This window comes from Bradyrhizobium sp. CCGB20, from assembly GCF_024199855.1.
Lineage (GTDB): Bacteria > Pseudomonadota > Alphaproteobacteria > Rhizobiales > Xanthobacteraceae > Bradyrhizobium.
In genome coordinates this window covers 6,131,680-6,150,135 of the sequence record NZ_JANADN010000001.1, presented here as the reverse complement: position 1 = coordinate 6,150,135, position 18,456 = coordinate 6,131,680, and the positions used below count along the sequence as shown (strand labels likewise).

The 18,456-nt window shown below is 64.6% G+C and carries 14 protein-coding genes and 2 pseudogenes; 7 read left to right on the top strand and 9 right to left on the bottom strand.

Annotated elements, in window-relative coordinates; translation table 11 throughout:
* Window positions 1-15: 15 nt before the first annotated feature.
* The 4 genes from NLM15_RS28880 to murI all read right to left on the bottom strand — a co-directional run bounded on the left by NLM15_RS28880 (window position 16) and on the right by murI (window position 2,990).
* On the bottom strand, window positions 16-783 hold the full coding sequence (locus tag NLM15_RS28880) for an acyltransferase (RefSeq protein WP_254121058.1): 768 nt from the start codon (window positions 781-783) through the stop codon (window positions 16-18).
* A 107-nt stretch (window positions 784-890) separates the two neighbouring features.
* Window positions 891-1,289: a cupin domain-containing protein gene (locus tag NLM15_RS28875; RefSeq protein WP_254121052.1), complete on the bottom strand. Its 399-nt coding sequence runs from the start codon at window positions 1,287-1,289 to the stop codon at window positions 891-893.
* A gap of 67 nt (window positions 1,290-1,356) precedes the next feature.
* Window positions 1,357-2,130, bottom strand: coding sequence for an HpcH/HpaI aldolase/citrate lyase family protein (locus tag NLM15_RS28870; RefSeq protein ID WP_254121050.1), 774 nt, complete (start codon window positions 2,128-2,130; stop codon window positions 1,357-1,359).
* Between the two features lie 62 nt (window positions 2,131-2,192).
* Window positions 2,193-2,990, bottom strand: coding sequence for a glutamate racemase (gene murI, locus NLM15_RS28865; protein ID WP_254121048.1), 798 nt, complete (start codon window positions 2,988-2,990; stop codon window positions 2,193-2,195).
* A gap of 169 nt (window positions 2,991-3,159) precedes the next feature.
* Between murI and NLM15_RS28860 the strand changes: the two genes are divergently transcribed.
* Complete coding sequence (locus NLM15_RS28860) at window positions 3,160-3,708, top strand: cytochrome b (protein ID WP_254121046.1); 549 nt, start codon at window positions 3,160-3,162, stop codon at window positions 3,706-3,708.
* Window positions 3,709-3,774: 66 nt separating this feature from the next.
* Here NLM15_RS28860 and NLM15_RS28855 read toward each other — a convergent pair whose 3' ends face one another.
* On the bottom strand, window positions 3,775-4,950 hold the full coding sequence (locus tag NLM15_RS28855) for an IS481 family transposase (protein WP_254115031.1): 1,176 nt from the start codon (window positions 4,948-4,950) through the stop codon (window positions 3,775-3,777).
* Between the two features lie 186 nt (window positions 4,951-5,136).
* Here NLM15_RS28855 and NLM15_RS28850 point away from each other — a divergent pair, with 186 nt between their 5' ends.
* Entirely contained in the window at window positions 5,137-5,778 is a 642-nt protein-coding gene (locus NLM15_RS28850) for a glutathione S-transferase family protein (protein WP_254121044.1), read from the top strand.
* Between the two features lie 13 nt (window positions 5,779-5,791).
* On the opposite strand, the gene NLM15_RS28845 is transcribed toward NLM15_RS28850, so the two are convergent.
* Together NLM15_RS28845 and NLM15_RS28840 are read right to left on the bottom strand one after the other, a co-directional pair.
* Window positions 5,792-6,598, bottom strand: a complete 807-nt coding sequence (locus NLM15_RS28845; RefSeq protein WP_254121042.1) for a Crp/Fnr family transcriptional regulator — start codon at window positions 6,596-6,598, stop codon at window positions 5,792-5,794.
* Between the two features lie 257 nt (window positions 6,599-6,855).
* Window positions 6,856-7,938: a preprotein translocase subunit SecD gene (locus NLM15_RS28840; RefSeq protein WP_254121040.1), complete on the bottom strand. Its 1,083-nt coding sequence runs from the start codon at window positions 7,936-7,938 to the stop codon at window positions 6,856-6,858.
* A 247-nt stretch (window positions 7,939-8,185) separates the two neighbouring features.
* On the opposite strand from NLM15_RS28840, the gene NLM15_RS28835 reads away from it, so the two are divergent.
* Window positions 8,186-10,093 (top strand): acyl-CoA synthetase, encoded by a 1,908-nt coding sequence (locus NLM15_RS28835; RefSeq protein WP_254121039.1) that lies wholly within the window; start codon window positions 8,186-8,188, stop codon window positions 10,091-10,093.
* A gap of 78 nt (window positions 10,094-10,171) precedes the next feature.
* Here NLM15_RS28835 and NLM15_RS28830 read toward each other — a convergent pair whose 3' ends face one another.
* Window positions 10,172-11,548, bottom strand: coding sequence for an ABC transporter substrate-binding protein (locus NLM15_RS28830; protein ID WP_254121038.1), 1,377 nt, complete (start codon window positions 11,546-11,548; stop codon window positions 10,172-10,174).
* 164 nt (window positions 11,549-11,712) lie between these two features.
* Between NLM15_RS28830 and NLM15_RS44075 the strand changes: the two are divergent.
* The 4 genes and pseudogenes from NLM15_RS44075 to NLM15_RS28810 all read left to right on the top strand — a co-directional run.
* Window positions 11,713-12,234: pseudogene (locus NLM15_RS44075) on the top strand (CHASE3 domain-containing protein); the annotation flags it as partial.
* Window positions 12,235-12,360: 126 nt separating this feature from the next.
* Window positions 12,361-13,623: pseudogene (locus NLM15_RS28820) on the top strand (sensor histidine kinase); the annotation flags it as partial.
* A gap of 217 nt (window positions 13,624-13,840) precedes the next feature.
* Complete coding sequence (locus NLM15_RS28815) at window positions 13,841-15,643, top strand: caspase family protein (protein WP_254121036.1); 1,803 nt, start codon at window positions 13,841-13,843, stop codon at window positions 15,641-15,643.
* 88 nt (window positions 15,644-15,731) lie between these two features.
* Window positions 15,732-17,057, top strand: coding sequence for an LVIVD repeat-containing protein (locus NLM15_RS28810; RefSeq protein WP_254121035.1), 1,326 nt, complete (start codon window positions 15,732-15,734; stop codon window positions 17,055-17,057).
* Window positions 17,058-17,180: 123 nt separating this feature from the next.
* Here NLM15_RS28810 and NLM15_RS28805 read toward each other — a convergent pair whose 3' ends face one another.
* Window positions 17,181-18,350, bottom strand: a complete 1,170-nt coding sequence (locus tag NLM15_RS28805; protein WP_254121034.1) for a M20 aminoacylase family protein — start codon at window positions 18,348-18,350, stop codon at window positions 17,181-17,183.
* Window positions 18,351-18,456 lie beyond the last annotated feature (106 nt).

The following is an 18,456-nucleotide window of genomic DNA, read 5'->3' as shown; positions in this document are numbered from 1 at the left end:
CGAATGGCCGCAAAATCAGGTCGCTACGGCCCGGATCGGCTTCGGGCCTGCCGTCCGTAATTCGGCAGCGATTTCAGTGTTCAGGACCTGTTCCAGCCGGGTCAGGACCCGGGCGATCGGGGCGGCGTCGGTGACCCGGTGATCCCAGCGGATGACGACATGGATGGTCTGGTCGGGCTCGACCACCCCATAACTGACGATGTAGGGGCCAGGCGTGACCGGATGGAGCTCGCCACCGCCATAGGCGGCCACCGAGCTCACCGCGAAGCTGCCGAACCAGTTACCCCTCTGCCGGCCGAAATTGAGCCCGATCGCCCAGGACAGGCGCCGCAGCGGCAGCGGCAGGCGGGTCGCCCGCATGATCTTGCGGAACATCGGGACGTCCTCGATCGGCGCCGTCTTGGCGCGCCGGATCTCGGCATCGACCGCGGCCAGCGCCATAGCCTCGGGGGCCGCGATTCGCTGCGGCATCACGCATTCCTCGCCGTCCTCGACCCGGGCGATCGCTACCGACGCCACGCTGTTCGGCAATTCGTAGAGCATCGGCCAGGGCCATTTGGCGTAGACGGTGCGCAGGACCGGCTCGTCCCTGGCCACGATGGCGAAGGCCTTGACGAATATCGCGGCCCAGCCGGCGCGCGTCATCGCGCCCGCGCGGGCCTCCAGCAGGGGGCGGATATCGAGCGAACGGGAGAGCGAAACGAACGGCACGTCCATCGACGCGCGCATGAGGTCGCAAATCAGGCGGCGCGGCAGTGAAATGTTCCTGGCTTTCCCGCGCATCGCTCTCCGGTTCCCGCGGATTAAAATATGTGCAGCGAGCGGGGTTCCGCTCGCCGCCCGCTCTAGCACGAACCAACCCGGTTGGGCCCGGTCGGTTCGCCGCACCATCAAGGCGCCGGCGTGGCCAGCGGCTTGGTTTTGTCGAAAATATAAATACCCATTATTTTCAGAGGCTTATCGCCGTGAGTCTTGGCGTCGTGCACGACGCCCGCCGGGATCACATAGGAATCGCCCGCCTTCAACTGCTTCGCAGGCTGTCCGTCAACAAGCAGTTCGACTTCGCCCTCCAGAACGTAGCCCGTCTCGACGCCGGGGTGGGTGTGCCGGCCGGCGGCGCCGCCTGGCGGGACCTCGGCGATGGCAGTGACAGTCGTATAGCCGTCCGGAAATTCGATCTTCTGCAGCGGGGTGCGCTTGATGCCGGGCTGCTGGGCAAGGGCCGTGAAGGCGAGGCCGGTGAAGGCAAGGCTGGCGAAGGTCAGAGCGAGCAAAGTCTTTTTAGGCATTGTTTCCTCCCTGGAACGGCCGACCCTAGCAGCGCCGCCATTCCCGGCAAGGTGGCAATCGGCCTGTTCAGCGCCTGATGCCGTCGAATGCGGCCATGATGCCGCGCTGGAACAGCGACCAGTCGAAACCGAGGGCGATCGCGCGGTAGCCGCGGTCGATCAGCTGGTTGGCCTGGTCGGCGGTGCGGGCGACGCCGCCGATCGGCACGCCGCTTTTGAGGATGCCGGCCTCGGCGCGGGCGACCAGCTCCAGCAATTCCGGATCGTCCATCTGCCCGCGCTTGTTGATGGATGTCGCGAGATCGCCGGGGCCGATCACCGCGACGTCGATGCCCGGCGTCGCCATGATCTCGTCGATGCGGTTGACGGCATCGACATGCTCGATGGTGATCATGCAGATCATCTCGTCGTCGGCCGCGGCCATGTAGTCCGGCATCGACTGGCCCCAGCGGAACGGCGCGTGGAAGGGACCCCAGAGACGGTCGCCGCGCGGCGGATAGCGCACGCTGCGCACCGCCTTCTCGGCTTCGGCGCGATTGGTGATCATCGGGAAATTGATGCCGAACGCGCCGATGTCCATCGGCGCCTTCGCAAGCCAAGGCTCGTTCGCCGCGATCCGCACCAGGGGTGTGCATGGCGTGCCGGTGGTGGCCGCGATCATCGCATGCGCTTCGGTCAGTCCAATCGGGCCATGCTCGAGATCGACGATGATCCAGTCGAGCGAGCGCGCCATGATCTGCACCATCTGCACGCTCGGGATCGTCGCGATCGCGCCGAAGGCCGGGCGGCCATCGCGCCAGAGCTGGCGGAGACGGTTGAGCGGTAGTGTCGGGACCGACATGGGGAAGACCTGCGCGGAGATGACGACGGCGGAGCCTAGCAGCGCGTCGTGAACCCGAAAAGTCAGGCCGGCACGCGGCCGCCGAAGAACGGCATCAGCGTGGCGCTGAGGCCATGCGCGCGGTTCGAGGTGAAGATCATCTCGGCGCCGGACTGCGCGATGCCGCCGATGCGCGCCCCGAGCAGGTCGGAGACGCGGCGGGCGATGGCCGGCGCCGGATCGATCCAGTCGACCGGCCAGGGTGCCAGCCGCTTCAGCCGGTCGAGCAGCAGCGGATAATGCGTGCAGGCGAGCACCACGATGTCGGTGCGCGCGCCCGCATCCTGGGGATCGCCGACGAAGCAGGGGGTAAGTTCGGCGAGGATGGCATCGTCGCTGACGGAAGAGCCGCTGAGCGCGGCTTCGGCCAGCGAGGCCAGCTCGGGCGAGCCGACCAGCGTCACCTCGCAACCCAGCGCGAAATCGCGGATCAGCGCCTTGGTGTATTCCCGCTTCACCGTGCCCTTGGTGCCGAGGACCGAAACGCGCCGGGTCTTCGACTGCGCACAGGCGGGCTTGATCGCCGGCACGGTGCCGACGAAGGGCAGGGAATAAGCGGCGCGCAAGTGAGATAGGACCAGGGTGGACGCCGTGTTGCAGGCGATGACGACGAGCTCGGGATCGTGCGTGGCGATCAGTTCCCCCATCAGCGGCACGACGCGGGCGATGATCTCGTCCTCGCTGTGGTGGCCGTAGGGGAAGAAGGCGTCGTCCGCGACATAGACGTAATGCGCGTCCGGGCGTGCGGCCACGACCTCACGGAGCACCGTGAGTCCGCCAAGGCCGGAATCGAATACCAGGATCGTCGGAGAATTGGTCACGTCGCTACCTTAAGGGCACCATGGTTACCATTCGGTTTTTGGGGCGGTTTTGCGGCGGGGCCGTTTGGGACCAGTTTGGAACGATTCAATTTCAGGATTACCGCAAGTTCCCGCTATCAGCAGCTGCGCTGCGGACGGGGACATATCCGCAAAACTCCGGAGAGCCGACATGATCAGAAACACCAGTAATGGCTGGGGCAGCATCTCGCGGTGGCTGCACTGGGGTCTGGCCCTGGCCATCATCGGGATGATCGGCTTCGGCTGGTGGATGAACCACATCCCGGCCCGTCCCGACCGCTTCTTCTACCGCTCGATCCACGCCGATATCGGCTATGTGATCCTGCTGCTCACGGTGCTGCGCCTGGTCTGGCGCGCCGTCAACCCGACGCCGGCGATGCCGACCGAGACCTCGCGCTGGCAGAAGATCGCGGCGCATGTCAGCCATGGTGCGCTCTATCTCGCCGTGATCGTCGTCATCATGCTCGGCTGGGCGCATTCCGGCGCGCACACGCCCGACTATTCGGACTTCTTCGGCCTGTTTCACGTGCCGCAATTCACCTCGCCGGACCGTGCGGCGGCGGGGGCCTATGAGGACCGCCACATCCTCTTTGCCTATGTGCTGCTCGCGCTGATCGGAATCCACCTGCTCGCCGCGCTCTGGCACCACTTCATCCGCCGCGACCGCGTCGTGGCGCGGATGGTGACCGACGAGGCGTAGGGAGCACGAGGTCTCGGTGTCGCGGCAGCCCGTTACTATCCGACGCTGTCATGCCCCGCCTTCTGTTTAGTCCGGAGACATAGCTGACACCTGTTCGGACACATCACTGACAGGTTGGGCGTTGGTCAAGTCGATGGATGCGACCTGCCAGCTGGCGAAGAAGATTCCGTAGTGGCCGTCACGATCCAGCGGTCGGATGGCGAGACGTTCGCGTGCGAAAGCCTGGGGAACTTTCCAGAAGCGCCCCTTGAAGGAGATGTAGGGTCTTGTCGATGAGACCCTGCGCACGATCTCGCCGCTGTCATACGCGACGTTCGGAACGCGGGCCGGCATGGCACGGGCACTTGGCCGGAAGCGATCGGCAGGGACGTGCATATCCAGGCCCTCGTGGGGCCGCTCCAGATTGTAGACCGGCCGCCAGGCATCGAAGGCACGCTGGACTTCCGGGAGGGTGCGGAAGCGGCGCATGGCAAAGACCTCGGCCTTCAGGGTGCGATGGAAGCGTTCGTTCTTGCCGCGGGCCTGTGGATGGCACGGCCTGGCATGGACCACCCTGACGCCAAGCTTGAGCAGCCACACCTTCAGTCCGGTCCAACGAATGCCGGACGTGTCGCCCCAGGGTGAGCCGTTGTCGGTGTAGAAGGCCTCCGGCAGGCCATAGCAGCGGAACGTCGCCGTCAGGTGATCCTGCACGGTCAGACGCTGCTCGTCGGCACAGGCCTTCAGGCACAGAACATAGCGCGAGTGATCGTCGACGATTGTGAGCGGATGGCAGCGCGTTCCGTTGGCGAGCGGCAGGTGCCCCTTGAAGTCCATCTGCCACAGCAGGTTGGGAGCTTCCTTCTCGAAGCGGTGCCCCGGATTTGGCGGTGCATTCTCGCTGGGGCTGACCCGGCCGTTCCGGCACAGGATCTGGTGCACCGTTGACGGCACAGGCACCGTCTGCCCGCCCCGCTTCAGGCAATGGGCGATCTTCCGCGCTCCCCAGGCCGGATGCTTGTCGCGCACAGCCAGAACCTGCGTCTCGACCGCGGGCTCACTCCGCCTGGGCATCGCGTGCGGGCGCCGCGAGCGGTCGGCCAGCTCCCGATCACCGGCCTGCCAGCGCGCCAGCCACTTGTAGCCAACATCAGGACTGATGTTGAACCGGCGGCAGAGCTCGCGCCGATTGGCTCCCTCTTGCAAAGCAAGCCGCACAAACTCGTGGCGCTGATCCATTACTGACACCTCATTCCAAGGCATGGACGGCCTCCCGAATCGGACCAATCCAGCCAATGTTGATGTGTCAGCTATGTCTCCGAACACCCGTCAGTGATCTGTCCGGGCTAAACACTTCGCGGGCGATGACAGTGAAGCTTCGCTGCGCGCGCAATGACGGAGTAGGATGAGCCGTCACGGCTTATCCAACTCACGGTCGCAGGAGGCGTCATGCTCACCGTCCATCACCTCGGCAAGTCGCAATCCGAGCGCATCGTCTGGCTCTGCGAGGAGCTGGGAATTCCCTACGAGCTGAAGTGCTATGCCCGCGATCCCGTCACCATGCTAGCGCCTCCCGACTACAAGGCGCTGCACCCGATCGGGGCGGCGCCCGTCATCACCGACGGCGATCTCGTGCTCGCCGAGTCCAGCGCCATCGTCGATTACATCATGGCCAAATACGGCAATGGACGCCTTGCGCTCCGCCCTGACGATCCTGATTTCGCCCGCTTCCTGTACTGGTTTCACTTCGCCAACGGCACGTTGCAGGCCGGCATGGGCCGGCTGATGATCCTGAACCGGCTCAAGCTCGCCGGCGACAATCCGATGCTGGTCGCGACCAGGGGGCGCATCGACCGCGCTTTCGACCTCGTCGATGCGCGCGTACGGGACGCCGAATATCTGGCGGGCAACACCTTCACCACCGCCGACATCATGATGGGCTTCTCGCTCACCACGATGCGCTACTTCCAGCCCTATGATCTCCAGCGCTGCCCGAACGTTGTGAAATATCTCGGTCGTATCGGCGCCCGCCCGGCCTATCGGCGGGCGATGGAAAAGGGCGATCCCGGCATGGCGCTGCTCCTGGACTGAGCGGCGACGCCGGTCACGCGATCCTGTTGGTGGTGGCCGCCCGCTCGGTCGCGAGCTGCTTCTGCAAGCGGTCGATGTTCTGCAACAGGCGCTGGCTGGTCAGCACGAGGAAGTAATAGCCGAACTGCGGGTCCTGGAAATAGATCTCGAGCAACCGGTCATAGGTGATCGTCAGCACCTGGCCGTCTTCGATGCATTCGATCGTTCCGGTGCGGCGGTTATCCGGCGTCAGGAAGCCGAGCTCGCCCATCAGGGCGCCGGGCCCGATCTCGACATTGATCTCCTTGACGAGGAATTTGCCGGTGACCGTGAGCAGCATCTCCTTGGCTGGATCGCCCAGCTTGAAGAGCGTGTCGCCGCGGCGATATTTGCGCTCGGTCATGAACGGCTTGAGCCACTCGATGGACATGTCGCCTTCGGCCGCATGGCGCGCCTTCTTGACGAGCTTGAGCATCTGCCGCAGCCGCAACGCGTTGATCGGAAGCAGCAGAAGATAGAGGAGGAACGTCGAGACGTTGGCCGAGAGCGCGCCGAAAACGGCGAAGAGCGCACAGCCGATCATGTTGGCGACGCGCAGGGGCACCATCGTCCGCATCAAGAGCGTGGCGACGAAGAAGCCGGCACCGACCGCGGCGAACAGATTGGCCAGCGTGATGTTCTGAACAAAGATCTCCAGCAGCCGGTTGAAGATCGCATCGTAGGTGACGTTGTTGGGATCGAGGCCCATCTGGATCAGGATCTTCGCGATCCTGAGATTGTCCGTCGCCGCATCGAGAATGCGGTCGAGGATCGAGGAAATGTCTGCACTGCCGGACGGCATGGTAATGTTCCCGCGTAAGGCCTTCAGTCCCGGTCGATACCCGTATAGCCGAAATCGAATGACGACCGCTTGAATGAAGCCTCAGGCCGTCCTGTCGCAAGAGGCAAATTTTAGCCTGATCGGGCGTTTCGGCAATTGCCCCTTGGTTGTGCGTATGGCCGCGGCGCCCCCGTGATTCGGGGGCGGAGGGGTGCGGGCTTTGGCGTCGTGGACGGACCCGGGCGCACCGGCGACGTGAGGCGCGGGCAATCTCCGCCTTACGGCTTGGCGGCGGGCTGGATGACCTGCTGTTCGACGAGGGTCAGGTGCCCCGGCAGCGCCCCGGCACGCAGCAGCATGGCGACGCTGTTGGCCTCCTCGAGGGTAAAATTGCCGGAGATCTGGCCCGAGCCGCCGGTGATGGGCTCGCGGATCACGGGGGCGGAGATCACCTTGCCGTCGAGCACGATGGCGAAGGGCTTTCCGATGTTCTCCGCGGTGACGTGGGCAAAGCGCCGCGTGCCGCGGCCGTTGAAGCGGAACGAGGCGATCGGGTCCTTCGTGCCGCTGGCAAATCCCGGGCCGGCATAGCTGATGTCGTCGCCGTCCAGTGCGCTGTCCGTGGCCACCAGATAAGGTCGCTTGTCCTTGAAGCCGAGCAGAATTTCCGTACCCGTCGGTGGCGTACCGGATTGCGCCTGCTCCGGCGGCATCGAGAGATCGACCAGGCGGAAGCTGACCTTGACCTTCCGGGCGAAGATCGCGGTGATGCGCTCGGGGTCCGTGACGCCGGGCAGGAAGATGCGGATGCCGTCGGTCCCATCAGGGACGACGCTGACAAGCTTGACGCCGGCGTCCTTGAGGCGCTGCTCGATCATGGCGATGGAATCTTCGACGAGGTCATTCAGCCGTGCGGCGGATGCCGTATCGGTCGGTGCGAGCCTGATCGCTCCGTCGCCGCCGTCGGTCACGGAAATCGCATGCGATGGCAATCCCTCCGCGGCGGAGGCGAGCTTGCGTTCGAGCTGTTCGCGGCCCTTGGCGTCGGCGATTTTCAATTCGACGCCGCCGTCGCGGATCACAAGACCGGAGAAGGCGATCTTGCCCTCGCGCAGGGTCTTGACGACGTCGTCGCGCAAATCCGTGACGACGCTCTCGCGCAAGCCATCAGTATCGACCTTGTAGACGATGCGCGATCCGCCCAGCTTCTCCATCTTGTCGCCGACAAAGGCCACGATCTTGGCGCGCATCTTGTCGAACTGGCTGTCCGCGGCGAGCGTCGCGCGGGGCAGGGCGATTGCCGCTGCCATGGCGAGCACGACGATCAGCCGTGTGATGCGCTCTCGCAGGGGCGTGGTCATGATCACCTCAAGTCTTGCGGCAGGACGCTGGCAGGCGAGTCCAATGCATGTTCTTGGTCCCGGGATCGAGCGCGGAGGTTCAAAGGCCTTTCATCCGGGTGCTACGACCGTAGCCGTTAAGTCATGGACGAACGCTCAATCATCCATCATTCTGTCCGCGCTCGACCGGCCATCGGTCGAGGCCTCGCCGAACCAAAATGTCAAAAGACACCGGGCGGGGACAAGCACTGAGGGAGGACAGAATTCCATGGCGGGCATCCACGCGCTCGATCGCTTTATCGGCAACGACTATCCTGACCTGGCGACCGACGCCGAGGTTCGCACCTTCGAGCAGGTCCCTTACGCCGATCGCGTCGCGGCCGAGAGCACTTATGACGCCGTCAGGTTAGGGGCGGCGCGCAATCCCGACGGGGCCGCGATCCAGTTCCTGCAAAATGCCGATCCGGCCGATACGCCGGTCGTGGTGACGTATCGCGACCTGATCGCGCGCGTCACGCAGGCCGCCAACATGTTTCACGCCCTCGGCGTGGAGAAGGGCGATGTCGTCAGCTTCATGTTGCCGCTGGTGCCGGATGCCTTCGTGACGCTACTCGGTGCGGAGGCCGCGGGCATCGCCAATCCCGTCAATCCGCTGCTCGAGCCGCACCAGATCGCGGAGATTCTCGAAGCCGCGAACACCAAGATCCTGGTGGCGCTGGGGCCGATGCCGGGCACCGACATCTGGCAGAAGGTCGAGCAGATCCGCCCTTCACTCAAACACCTCAAGGCGATCGTGCAGGTGTTCGGTGGCGGCGATCCGGAGAAGGGCATCTTTGCCTTCAGCGACCTGATCAAGCAGCAGCCGTCCGACCGGCTTATCAGCGGGCGCAAGATTCTAGGCAGCGATATCGCTGCCTATTTCCACACCGGTGGCACCACCGGCACGCCGAAACTGGTGCGGCACACCCATGCCAATCAGGTCTACCAGGCCTGGGCGCTCAATCTGCTGCTGAAGACCAGGCCGGGCTCCAATCTGCTATTCGGCATGCCGCTATTCCACGTCGGTGGATCGCTGACGCAGGTGCTGCTGACGCTGTCGAGCGGCGGCTCGCTGGTCGTGCTGTCGCCGAGCGGATGGCGCAATCCAAACTCGGTGAAGAACATCTGGGGGCTGGTCGAGCGCTTCAAGCCCGAGGCGCTGTCGAGCGTGCCGACGGTGCTCGCGGCGACGCTCGCGGTGCCACCGGGTAACGCTGACATCTCCAGCCTGAAATATGCCGCCGGCGGCGGTTCGGCGATCCCCGTCGCCGTCGGCTCCGCGATCCAGGACAAGCTCAAGCTGCCGGTGGTCGAGGTCTACGGCATGACCGAGACGTCGAGCGTGCATACGCTGGCTTATCCGTCACGGCCGATCCGGCTCGGCTCGGTCGGTCTTCCCATGCCCTATGCGCGCGTGCGCATCGTGCAGCTCGATGCCGACGGCCGGCTGATCCGCGACTGCGCGCCTGACGAGATCGGTGTCGTCATCATGGCGGGGCCCGGCGTGTTCGGCGGCTATCTCAACGACGAGCACAACAAGGGCGCCTTCGTCGACGAGGTCTGGGTCAATTCCGGCGACCTCGGCCGGTTAGACGCCGACGGCTATCTCTGGATCACCGGCCGCGCCAAGGATCTCGTGATCCGCGGCGGCCACAATATCGATCCGGCGCCGATCGAGGAGATCATGTTTCGCCATCCCGCCGTCGGCTTCGCCGCCGTGGTCGGCCAGCCCGATGCCTATGCCGGCGAGTTGCCGGTCGGTTACGTGCAGCTGAAGCCGGGCGCCAAGGTCGAGCCGGGCGAGTTGGAGTCGTGGGTGCGCGAGCGCACGCCGGAGCGCGCGGCCGTTCCGGTGCAGGTCATTCCCATCGATCCGATGCCCGTGACCGGTGTTGGCAAGGTGTTCAAGCCACAGCTGCGCTGGGACGCGGCGCAGCGTGTGTTCACCAAGGTGCTGTCGCCGCTCGCCGCGCGCGGCATCGACTGCAAGGTGAAGGTCGGCGCCCACGGCAGCCACGGCTCGATCGCCACCGTGACGCTGGCCGGCCTGCCGGCGGACCAACGCGAGGTGGTGACCGGTGAGGTGCACACGCTGCTCGCGCCCTTCGTGATGCGGCACGAGGTGATTTTCGCCTGACCGGCGTGGCCCAGCCGGTAAGCCCAACGGGGCCGCGCATAGCGCGGTCCCAACTGTCCGATGGGACAAGCATCGCCGCTACCCGCGGATCGCCGCATTGGCTCTTTCGGCCGCGCCCGTCATCGCATCTTTCGCCGATTTCGCACCATTGACCACTTCATTGACGCCGATCATGAAGGCGTCGAGGATCGGTCTCGATTGCGGATGGAAGAGGATTGCCTTGGCACGGTCGACATCCGCATTCTGCAAGTTGGTCAGCGCCGCCTCGGCGGCCTGCGAGCCGAACGCCTTCTTGAAGCCCTCGCTCGACCAGGCCGACACGCGTGTCGTCGCCAGCCCCGCTGCAGCAGTCTGCAGCGAGGTCGCCTTGCTCGTCGCCCAGAGCAGGAACAGGAAAGCCGCCCGCTTGTTTCGAGATTTGGAATTGATGCACGCCTGCCAGTGCGACATGAAGGGGACGGGTCCGCGACCGGCAAGATGTGGAAAGATTGCAAACCCGGCCTGGTTGGCGACACGGCTTTTCGCTGGATTGGAGATGTCGGTCGCGAAGTTGCTGCTGTCGATGGCCATGGCCGTCCGACCCTGCAGGAAGTCATCCAGCACGTGGTACCATTCATAGCTGCCGACGCCGGCAGGCCCGGCCTGACTGAGCAGCTGTCCGTACATCTCGACTGCCGCTATCGCCTGCGGGCTCGCGAAAGCGACCCTGTTGTGCTCGACCATGGCCCCACCGTAGGAGAACACGAAGCCCATCGCCGGTGGGGAGGAATTGCCTCCGGCCTGGGCCCGCATGGCGATCCCCGACATGCCGCTGGTCTTGACCGCCTTGGCGGTGACAAGCAACTCTTCGAAGGTCTGGGGAATCGGCTGGTCCTTGGCTGCCAGCGCATCGCTGTTGATGAACAGGGTCATCGCCTCTGAGGTAATCGGGACGGCGTACCGTTCGCCGTCCGACCACAGCGGGAAGGCTCGGGCCGTCTTGAGCAGGTCGTTCTCGTCATACCAGGCGGGGTCGGTCAGCGACCTGTTGGAATAATAGCCGTTCAGCGGCTCCAGCCATCCGTTCGAGATGCCCTGGCCATAGGTCGTGAACATGAAGACATCGGGCGTGCTACTGCCGCGAGCGAGCCTGATCGGCAGCGCGCCGAGATAGGTGGTTTCCAGCTGGAAATCGATGGTGACGTTGATGCCGGTGAGTATGGTGAACTCCGGCAACAGCGGCGTGATCGTATTCGACCACGGATGGATAGCACCCGAAAGCGCGATCGACTGTCCCGCAAATTGCTTCCAGTCGATCGCGGCGCTGGCGTGGGTCACGGCGGCGCCTTGGGCAAAACTCCACCGCGGCAGCGCGCCAAGGGCCGGCAGCACCGCCCCCGCTGCGCCCAATCCCCTGATGAAACTGCGCCGGCTGGCCGGCATTTGACGGTTCAGTGTGTTTTCACCCTGCGCCATGCCAATGCTCCTTCACCAAGGCAGTCATTCATGACACGTGAGCGGGCCGCCGCACCCTGCGACATCGTGGCCCTCGCCAGACGACTTACGGGGGCCGAAGCCGATGTAACCTGATCAGTTTCCCGGCTCACCCATGCGGGCCTATCCATGCTATCATCCTAGCAATGCTCTGGCCTTGGCACCAGAAGACGCGCCGGTCACGCCAGCATGACCCTAGGCAGATGTCAGCGCCTGCTCCGGCCCTGTCTTCGCGATGGTTTGCGCGTCCGCTGATCCTTGCGGTCGCAGTGCTCGTGGGCCTGTTTGTCGCGACCAGCTTGCTCGGCCTGCAATATTGGCAGGAGCGGCAGGCAGCTCACCACTTCACCGAGCATAGCCGCCAAATACTCGAAACGCTCGATCGGCTGCGGGCGATCATCGCGGAACTGGAGGCCGAAAGACGCGGGTATCTCATGACCCTCGACCCCGCCTATCTCAAGGCCTACGGCGTTTCCGACGAAAGTGTACGACGGGAAGCTCAGGCGTTGCAGACGCTGGTCGCAGAGGATCCGTTGCAGGGCCTTCGGGCCGGACATCTGGCACTGACCGTTGCCGCAACGCTGCGCGAGATCGACGAGCTGCTGAAGACGGCCGGCAAGTCCGGACTGGCCGCGCTGGCAATGATCCGCAGCATGGACGAGATCCGCTCGCAAATCGACCAGATGGTGGATCACGAGCGCTTTCGGCTCGCCGACCGGGAGGCGCGCGCCGAGGCATTCGAGCATCGCTGGACCTCGCTGATCGCCGGGGCCGTCGTCCTCGTCGTCGCGCTGGCCGGAGCGGCGCTGGCGCTCGCGCGGCTCGAGGCGAAACAGCGGAGAAAGGCGACCGAGGAGAACATCCAGCTTCAGAGTGATCTTGCAGCACGGGATATCAAGATCAGGCGCCTGTTCGACGCCAACATCATCGGCATCATCATTTGGGAGGTCGAGGGGCGCATTCTCGAGGCCAATGATGCGTTCCTGCGCATCGTGGGATACGACCGGGAAGATCTCAGCTCAGGGCGCCTGCATCGGACCGACCTCACGCCGCCGGAATGGCGCGACCGCGACTTGCATACCGTGGCGGAACTAAAGCGGCTCGGGACGGCCCAACCATTCGAGAAGGAGTATGTGCGGAAGGACGGCAACCGTGTGCCCGTGCTGATCGGCGGGACCATGTTTGGAGAAGGTACCGATCAAGGCGTCGGCTTTGTCCTCGATCTGACGGCTCTCAAGCGGGCGGAAGCCGAAGCACGCGAACACGAGCGGCGCTACCGTGAAGCCCTGATGGAGCTCGCGCACGCAAATCGCGTCACCACGATGGGGCAACTCACCGCTTCGATTGCCCATGAAGTCAACCAGCCGATCGCCGCGATCGTGGCGAACGCCGAGGCCGGGCTGAACTGGCTGGAGGCTCAACCGCCGAATCTGGAGCGGGTTCGACAGACGTTCGACTGGATCACGGGTGACGGCATGCGAGCCGGCGACGTCATCGGCAGGATCCGGGCGCTCATCAGGAAGGCGCCCCCGCAAAAGGAGGATATGGAGATCAATCAGGCGGTGCTCGAGGTCATCGCGCTGACGCGCAGCGAAGCGTTCAAGAACGGCGTCTCGGTGCGAACGCAACTTGCCGAAGGCCTGCCGCCCATTCAGGCAGATCGCGTTCAACTCCAGCAAGTGGTGCTCAACCTGATTGTCAACGCGATCGAGGCGATGGCCGCGGTCGGCGAGGGAGGACGCGAGTTGCTGATCAGCACCGGTCGGGATGCATCGAACGGCGTGCACGTCACCTTGCGGGATTCCGGTCCGGGGCTGGATCCGAAGAATGTAGAGTGCCTGTTCGAGGCCTTCTACACCACCAAGCCCACGGGGATGGGGATGGGCCTCGCCATCTGCCGCTCGATCATCGAGGCGCATGGCGGACAGTTGTGGGCCGGCGCAAACGAGCCCCGGGGCGCCGTCTTTCAGTTCACCCTGCCTTTCGCGCCAGACGAGACCGCATCTCGCCTGCTTCACTCGGGTGAGCCAGCGGATCTACGCTCTGCAGCCCAATGACGGACCCTGCGTACCCCTTTTTTCGGAGTCTGGTCCGGATGAGCGAAGCATGGTGACGCCTTGCCGCATGGTTATGAGCAGCCTTGAAACACGTTGTGTGATGAATATCACATAGGGGAGAATTGGCATTCGGCAATGATCCGAATAGTCTCATGGAATTGCATCCGGGGGGACGCACGTGATTTCGCTTCGGTTATTTGCTTTGTTGATATTTGCGATGGGCTTGGCTTGCGGACCGGCACATGCCGACCGGCGGGTCGCGCTCGTCATCGGCAATTCCGCCTACAAGAGCGCGCCCAAGCTCGGCAATCCCGTGAACGATGCCACGCTGGTCGGCGGCATGTTCAAGAAGGCCGGCTTCGACTCCGTGGACGTCAGGCTTGATCTCAGCGCCAGCGAGATGCGGCGCATGCTGCGTGAGTTTGCCGGCAGGACGCGCGATGCGGACATGGCGGTGATCTATTACGCCGGCCACGGCATCGAGCTCGACGGCAACAACTACCTCATCCCGACCGACGCAACGCTGGAAACGGACGGCGACGTTCTCGACGAGACCATCCCGGTCGAGCGCGCATTGTTCGCGGTCGAGCCGGCCAAGCAACTGCGCCTGATCATCCTCGACGCCTGCCGCGACAATCCCTTCTCAAAGACCATGAAGCGCACGCTGGCCTCGCGCGCGATCGGACGCGGCCTGGCCAAGGTCGAGCCGACCAGCCCCAACACCATGATTGCCTTCGCCGCGAAAGCCGGCTCGACCGCATCCGACGGCGATTCCAGAAACAGCCCGTTCGCCGTCGCGCTGGTCGAGCACCTGCCGAAGCCGGGGCTCGATCTGCGCAAGGCCTTCGGCTTCGTGCGCGACGACGTGCTCAAGGCTACCGGCTACAAGCAGGAGCCCTATGTCTACGGCTCCCTCGGTGGCGACGACGTGCCCCTGGTCGTAGTCAAGCCGGTCGCGACCGGTCCGCAGGCCAACCCGCAGGACGCTATTCGCAGGGATTACGAGCTGGCGCTCCAGCTGGCCACGCGCGATGGCTGGGAGGCGTTTCTGGCGGCGTATTCCGATGGGTTCTACGCCAACCTCGCCAAGGGCCAGTTGAACAAGATCGGCGCTGAAGAAACGCGCGTGGCGGCCGAGCAAAAGGCCAGGTCGGCCGAGCAGGAAAAGACGAGACTGATTGCCGAGCGCGCCCAGAAAGCCGAGCAAGAGAAGGCGGCCGCGGCGGCAAAAGCCGCCGAGGAGGCGCGGATCGCAGCGGAGAAGCAAAAGCAGATCGAGCAGGCGAAAGCCGAAGCGGCCGAGCGCGAGCGCAAGGTGGCCGAGGCGGCGGCTGCGAAGGCGCTGGCCGAGAAGCAGGCCGCGGAGAAGGCCAAGGCCGAGCTTGCCGCCAAGCAGGCCGCGGAGAAAGCGGAACAGGCCGCAAAGCCGGCGGCCGATCGTCAGATGCCCGAGGTCGAGCAAAAGGTTGCGGCCCTTTCGCCTGCGCCGGCATCGACATTGTCAGCGGCCGATCTGACAAAATCCGTGCAGAGCGAATTGCGCCGCGTCGGCTGTCTGTCCGCTGCTGCTGATGGCGATTGGAACGGCACATCTCAGCGTTCGCTGACGCTGTTCAACAAATATGCCGGCACCCAGTTCGACGTGAAGCTCGCCAGCGTCGACGCCCTCGATGCGCTGAAGGCGAAGCCTGGACGGGTCTGCCCGCTCGTGTGCAATTTCGGTTTCAAGGCCGACGGCGATCAATGCGTGAAAATCACCTGCCGCGCCGGCTATCGCGTCGGTGACGACAACGAGTGCGAGAAGATCCAGGACAAGAAGCCGGTCGCGACGCGCGAGGATTCGAGGAGGCGCGATACGGACCGAAAACAAACCGAGGGCGCGCCATCGACGCCGCAGGCCTCGGGACAGATGATCTGCAACAATGCCGGATGCAGGCCGATTGCCAAGGGATGCCGGCTCGGGACGGCCAATCATCCGTCCAATCCTGCCGCAAAAATACCAGCCGAAATCTGCAACTAGCGACGAAGCAAAACTTTCGGACAGACGACGCGAGGCTTGCACGCCTCGCTGCAAGCGAGCATCATCCCTAAAAAAATGGGGGAAATCGATGCCTCGACTCTCGCGCCGCCGCCACCTTCAGCAATTGTCGGCCGTGTTTGGGTCCGCTGCGCTGTCCGGGTGGTCGAGGTCCGCATGGGCTTCTGAAGCCGACATTCCGCCCGAGGGGATCGGCAAGGGCATCAAGCACATCTCCTACAGCGACATCGGCGGCCGGCCCGACAGCGTGCAGGTGATGTTCAACCGGCAGCACGTTTATGTCGGGCACATGTTCAGCGACGGCGTGACGATCCTGGACGCGTCCGACCCGCGTGCGCTGAAACCGGTCAATTTCTTCACCGCGGGACAATACACCCGCACCCACCATCTCCAGGTGGCGGAAGACATGCTGCTGCTTGCGAACGGCGCCAACATCGTCGCGATGCAGTCCTACGACAACATGCGCGGCTATTTCGAGAACACGCTGGCCGACAGCATCACCAAGGCCAAGAAATTCCGCTGCGGCCTCTCGATCCACGACATCTCGAAGCCGGGCGAGATGCGCGAGATCGCGTTCCTCGAAATGCCCGGCTTCGGCATCAACCGTCTCTGGTGGCCGGGCGGCCGCTATGCCTATGTGTCGGCGCATTTCGACGGCTTCACCGACCACATCCTCTGCGTGGTCGATCTCAAGACCATCACGAAGCCAGAGATCGTCGCGAAATGGTGGCTGCCGGGCATGAACCGCGCGGCCGGCGAGCCGGCGACACCCAAGGGCAAGCGCTTTGCGCTGCATCACATGATCACGGCGGGTGATCGCGGCTATGCCGCCTGGCGTGACGGCGGCTTCACCATTCATGACATCAGCGATCCCACCAATCCGAAGCTGCTGTCCCACATCAACTGGTCGCCGCCGTTTGCCGGCGGCACGCATACGCCGCTGCCGCTGCCCAAGCGTCAGCTCGCGATCGTCGCGGATGAAGCCAATGCGGACCAGTGCGCCAAGGGCCTGTTCCACACATTCGTGCTCGACGTGCGCGCGCCGCAAAACCCGGTGCCGATCGCGACGCTACCGACCCCGCGCGATCGCGACTTTTGCGCGAACGGCACCTTCGGTCCGCATAATCTGCACGAGAACCGTCCGGGCGCATTCCAGAGCGAGGAGACGATCTTTGCGACCTACAACAATGCCGGCGTCAGGGTGTTCGACGTCAAGGACGCCTTTGCGCCGAAGGAGATCGCGTATTGGGTGCCGCCGACGCCGAAAAAGCTGATCGATCCCCGCCCGAACGTCGCGCTCGCAGCCAAGACCTGTGACGCCTATGTCCGGCCGGACGGGCTGATGTTCGTCTCCGACTGGAACGCCGGGATGCACGTGCTGCAGTATGAAGGATGAGCGTACTCGTAGCCCGGATGAGCGTAGCGATATCCGGGACCTGCTGTGACCTTGGCGAAAGTTGTCCCGGGTGTCGCTTCGCTCACCCGGGCTACAAGTTCGGCTAACCCACCCTGCGAATGCCTATGCCGGCATCCGCGTCTCGACCAGGCGCGCCCAGAACGACGCGCCGTGGCCGAGGATGTTGTCGTTGAACACGTACGCCGGATGGTGGCACTCGTTGCCGTCGCCCATGCCGACCAGCACCATCGCGCCGGGACGCGCTTCCAGCATGAACGAGAAGTCCTCGGCGCCCATCATCGGAATGAACCTGTCGTTGACGCGCTCGGCGCCGACGATGTCGCGGGCGACGTCGGCGGCAAGGCCGGCCTCGCGCGCATGGTTCATCGTCACCGGATACATCCGCGTGTACTTGGTCTCGGCCGAGCCGCCATAGGCACGGGCGACGCTCTCGGCGACCTCGCCGATGCGGCGCTCGACGAGATCGCGCACCTCGGGATCAAGCGTGCGCACGGTGCCGCCGAGCTCGGCGACTTCAGGGATGATGTTGAAGGCCGTGCCGGAGTGGAATTGCGTGATCGAGATGACGGCCGATTTCAGCGGATCGACGTTGCGCGCGACGATCGATTGCAGCGCGTTGACGATCTGCGAGCCGATCAGCACGCTGTCGACGGATTTGTGCGGACCGGCGCCGGCGTGGCCGCCCTTGCCGCGGACGATGATCTGGATGTTGTCCGAGGAGGCGAGCATCGCGCCGGGCGTGGTCGCGAAATGGCCCTCGGGCAGGCCGGGCATGTTGTGCATGCCGTAGACCTCCTCGATGTTCCAGCGCGTCATCAGCCCGTCCTCGACCATGGCCTTGCCGCCGCCGCCGCCTTCTTCGGCGGGCTGGAAGATCATGATCGCGGTGCCGTCGAAATTGCGCGTCTCGGTGAGATATTTGGCGGCGCCCAGCAGCATGGCGGTGTGGCCGTCATGGCCGCAGGCGTGCATCTTGCCGGGGACCTTGGAGGCGTAGGCGACGCCCGACGTCTCCATGATCGGCAGCGCGTCCATGTCGGCGCGCAGGCCAATGGTCTTGCCGGAGGCGGACTTGCGGCCGCGGATCACGCCGACGACGCCGGTGCGGCCGATGCCCGTCACCACCTCGTCGCAGCCGAACTCGCGCAAGCGATCGGCGACGATGCCGGCGGTGCGGTGGACCTCGTAGAGCAGCTCCGGGTTCTCATGGAAGTCATGGCGCCAGGCGGCCATTTCGTCGGAGAGGGCGGCAACGCGGTTGACGATGGGCATGAGGGGATCCGTTTCTGATGTGCTGTAGCCCGGATGAGCGAAGCGACATCCGGGTCTGTGCGAGTGAGGTCCCGGGTATCGCTGCGCTCACCCGGGCTGCGCAAGC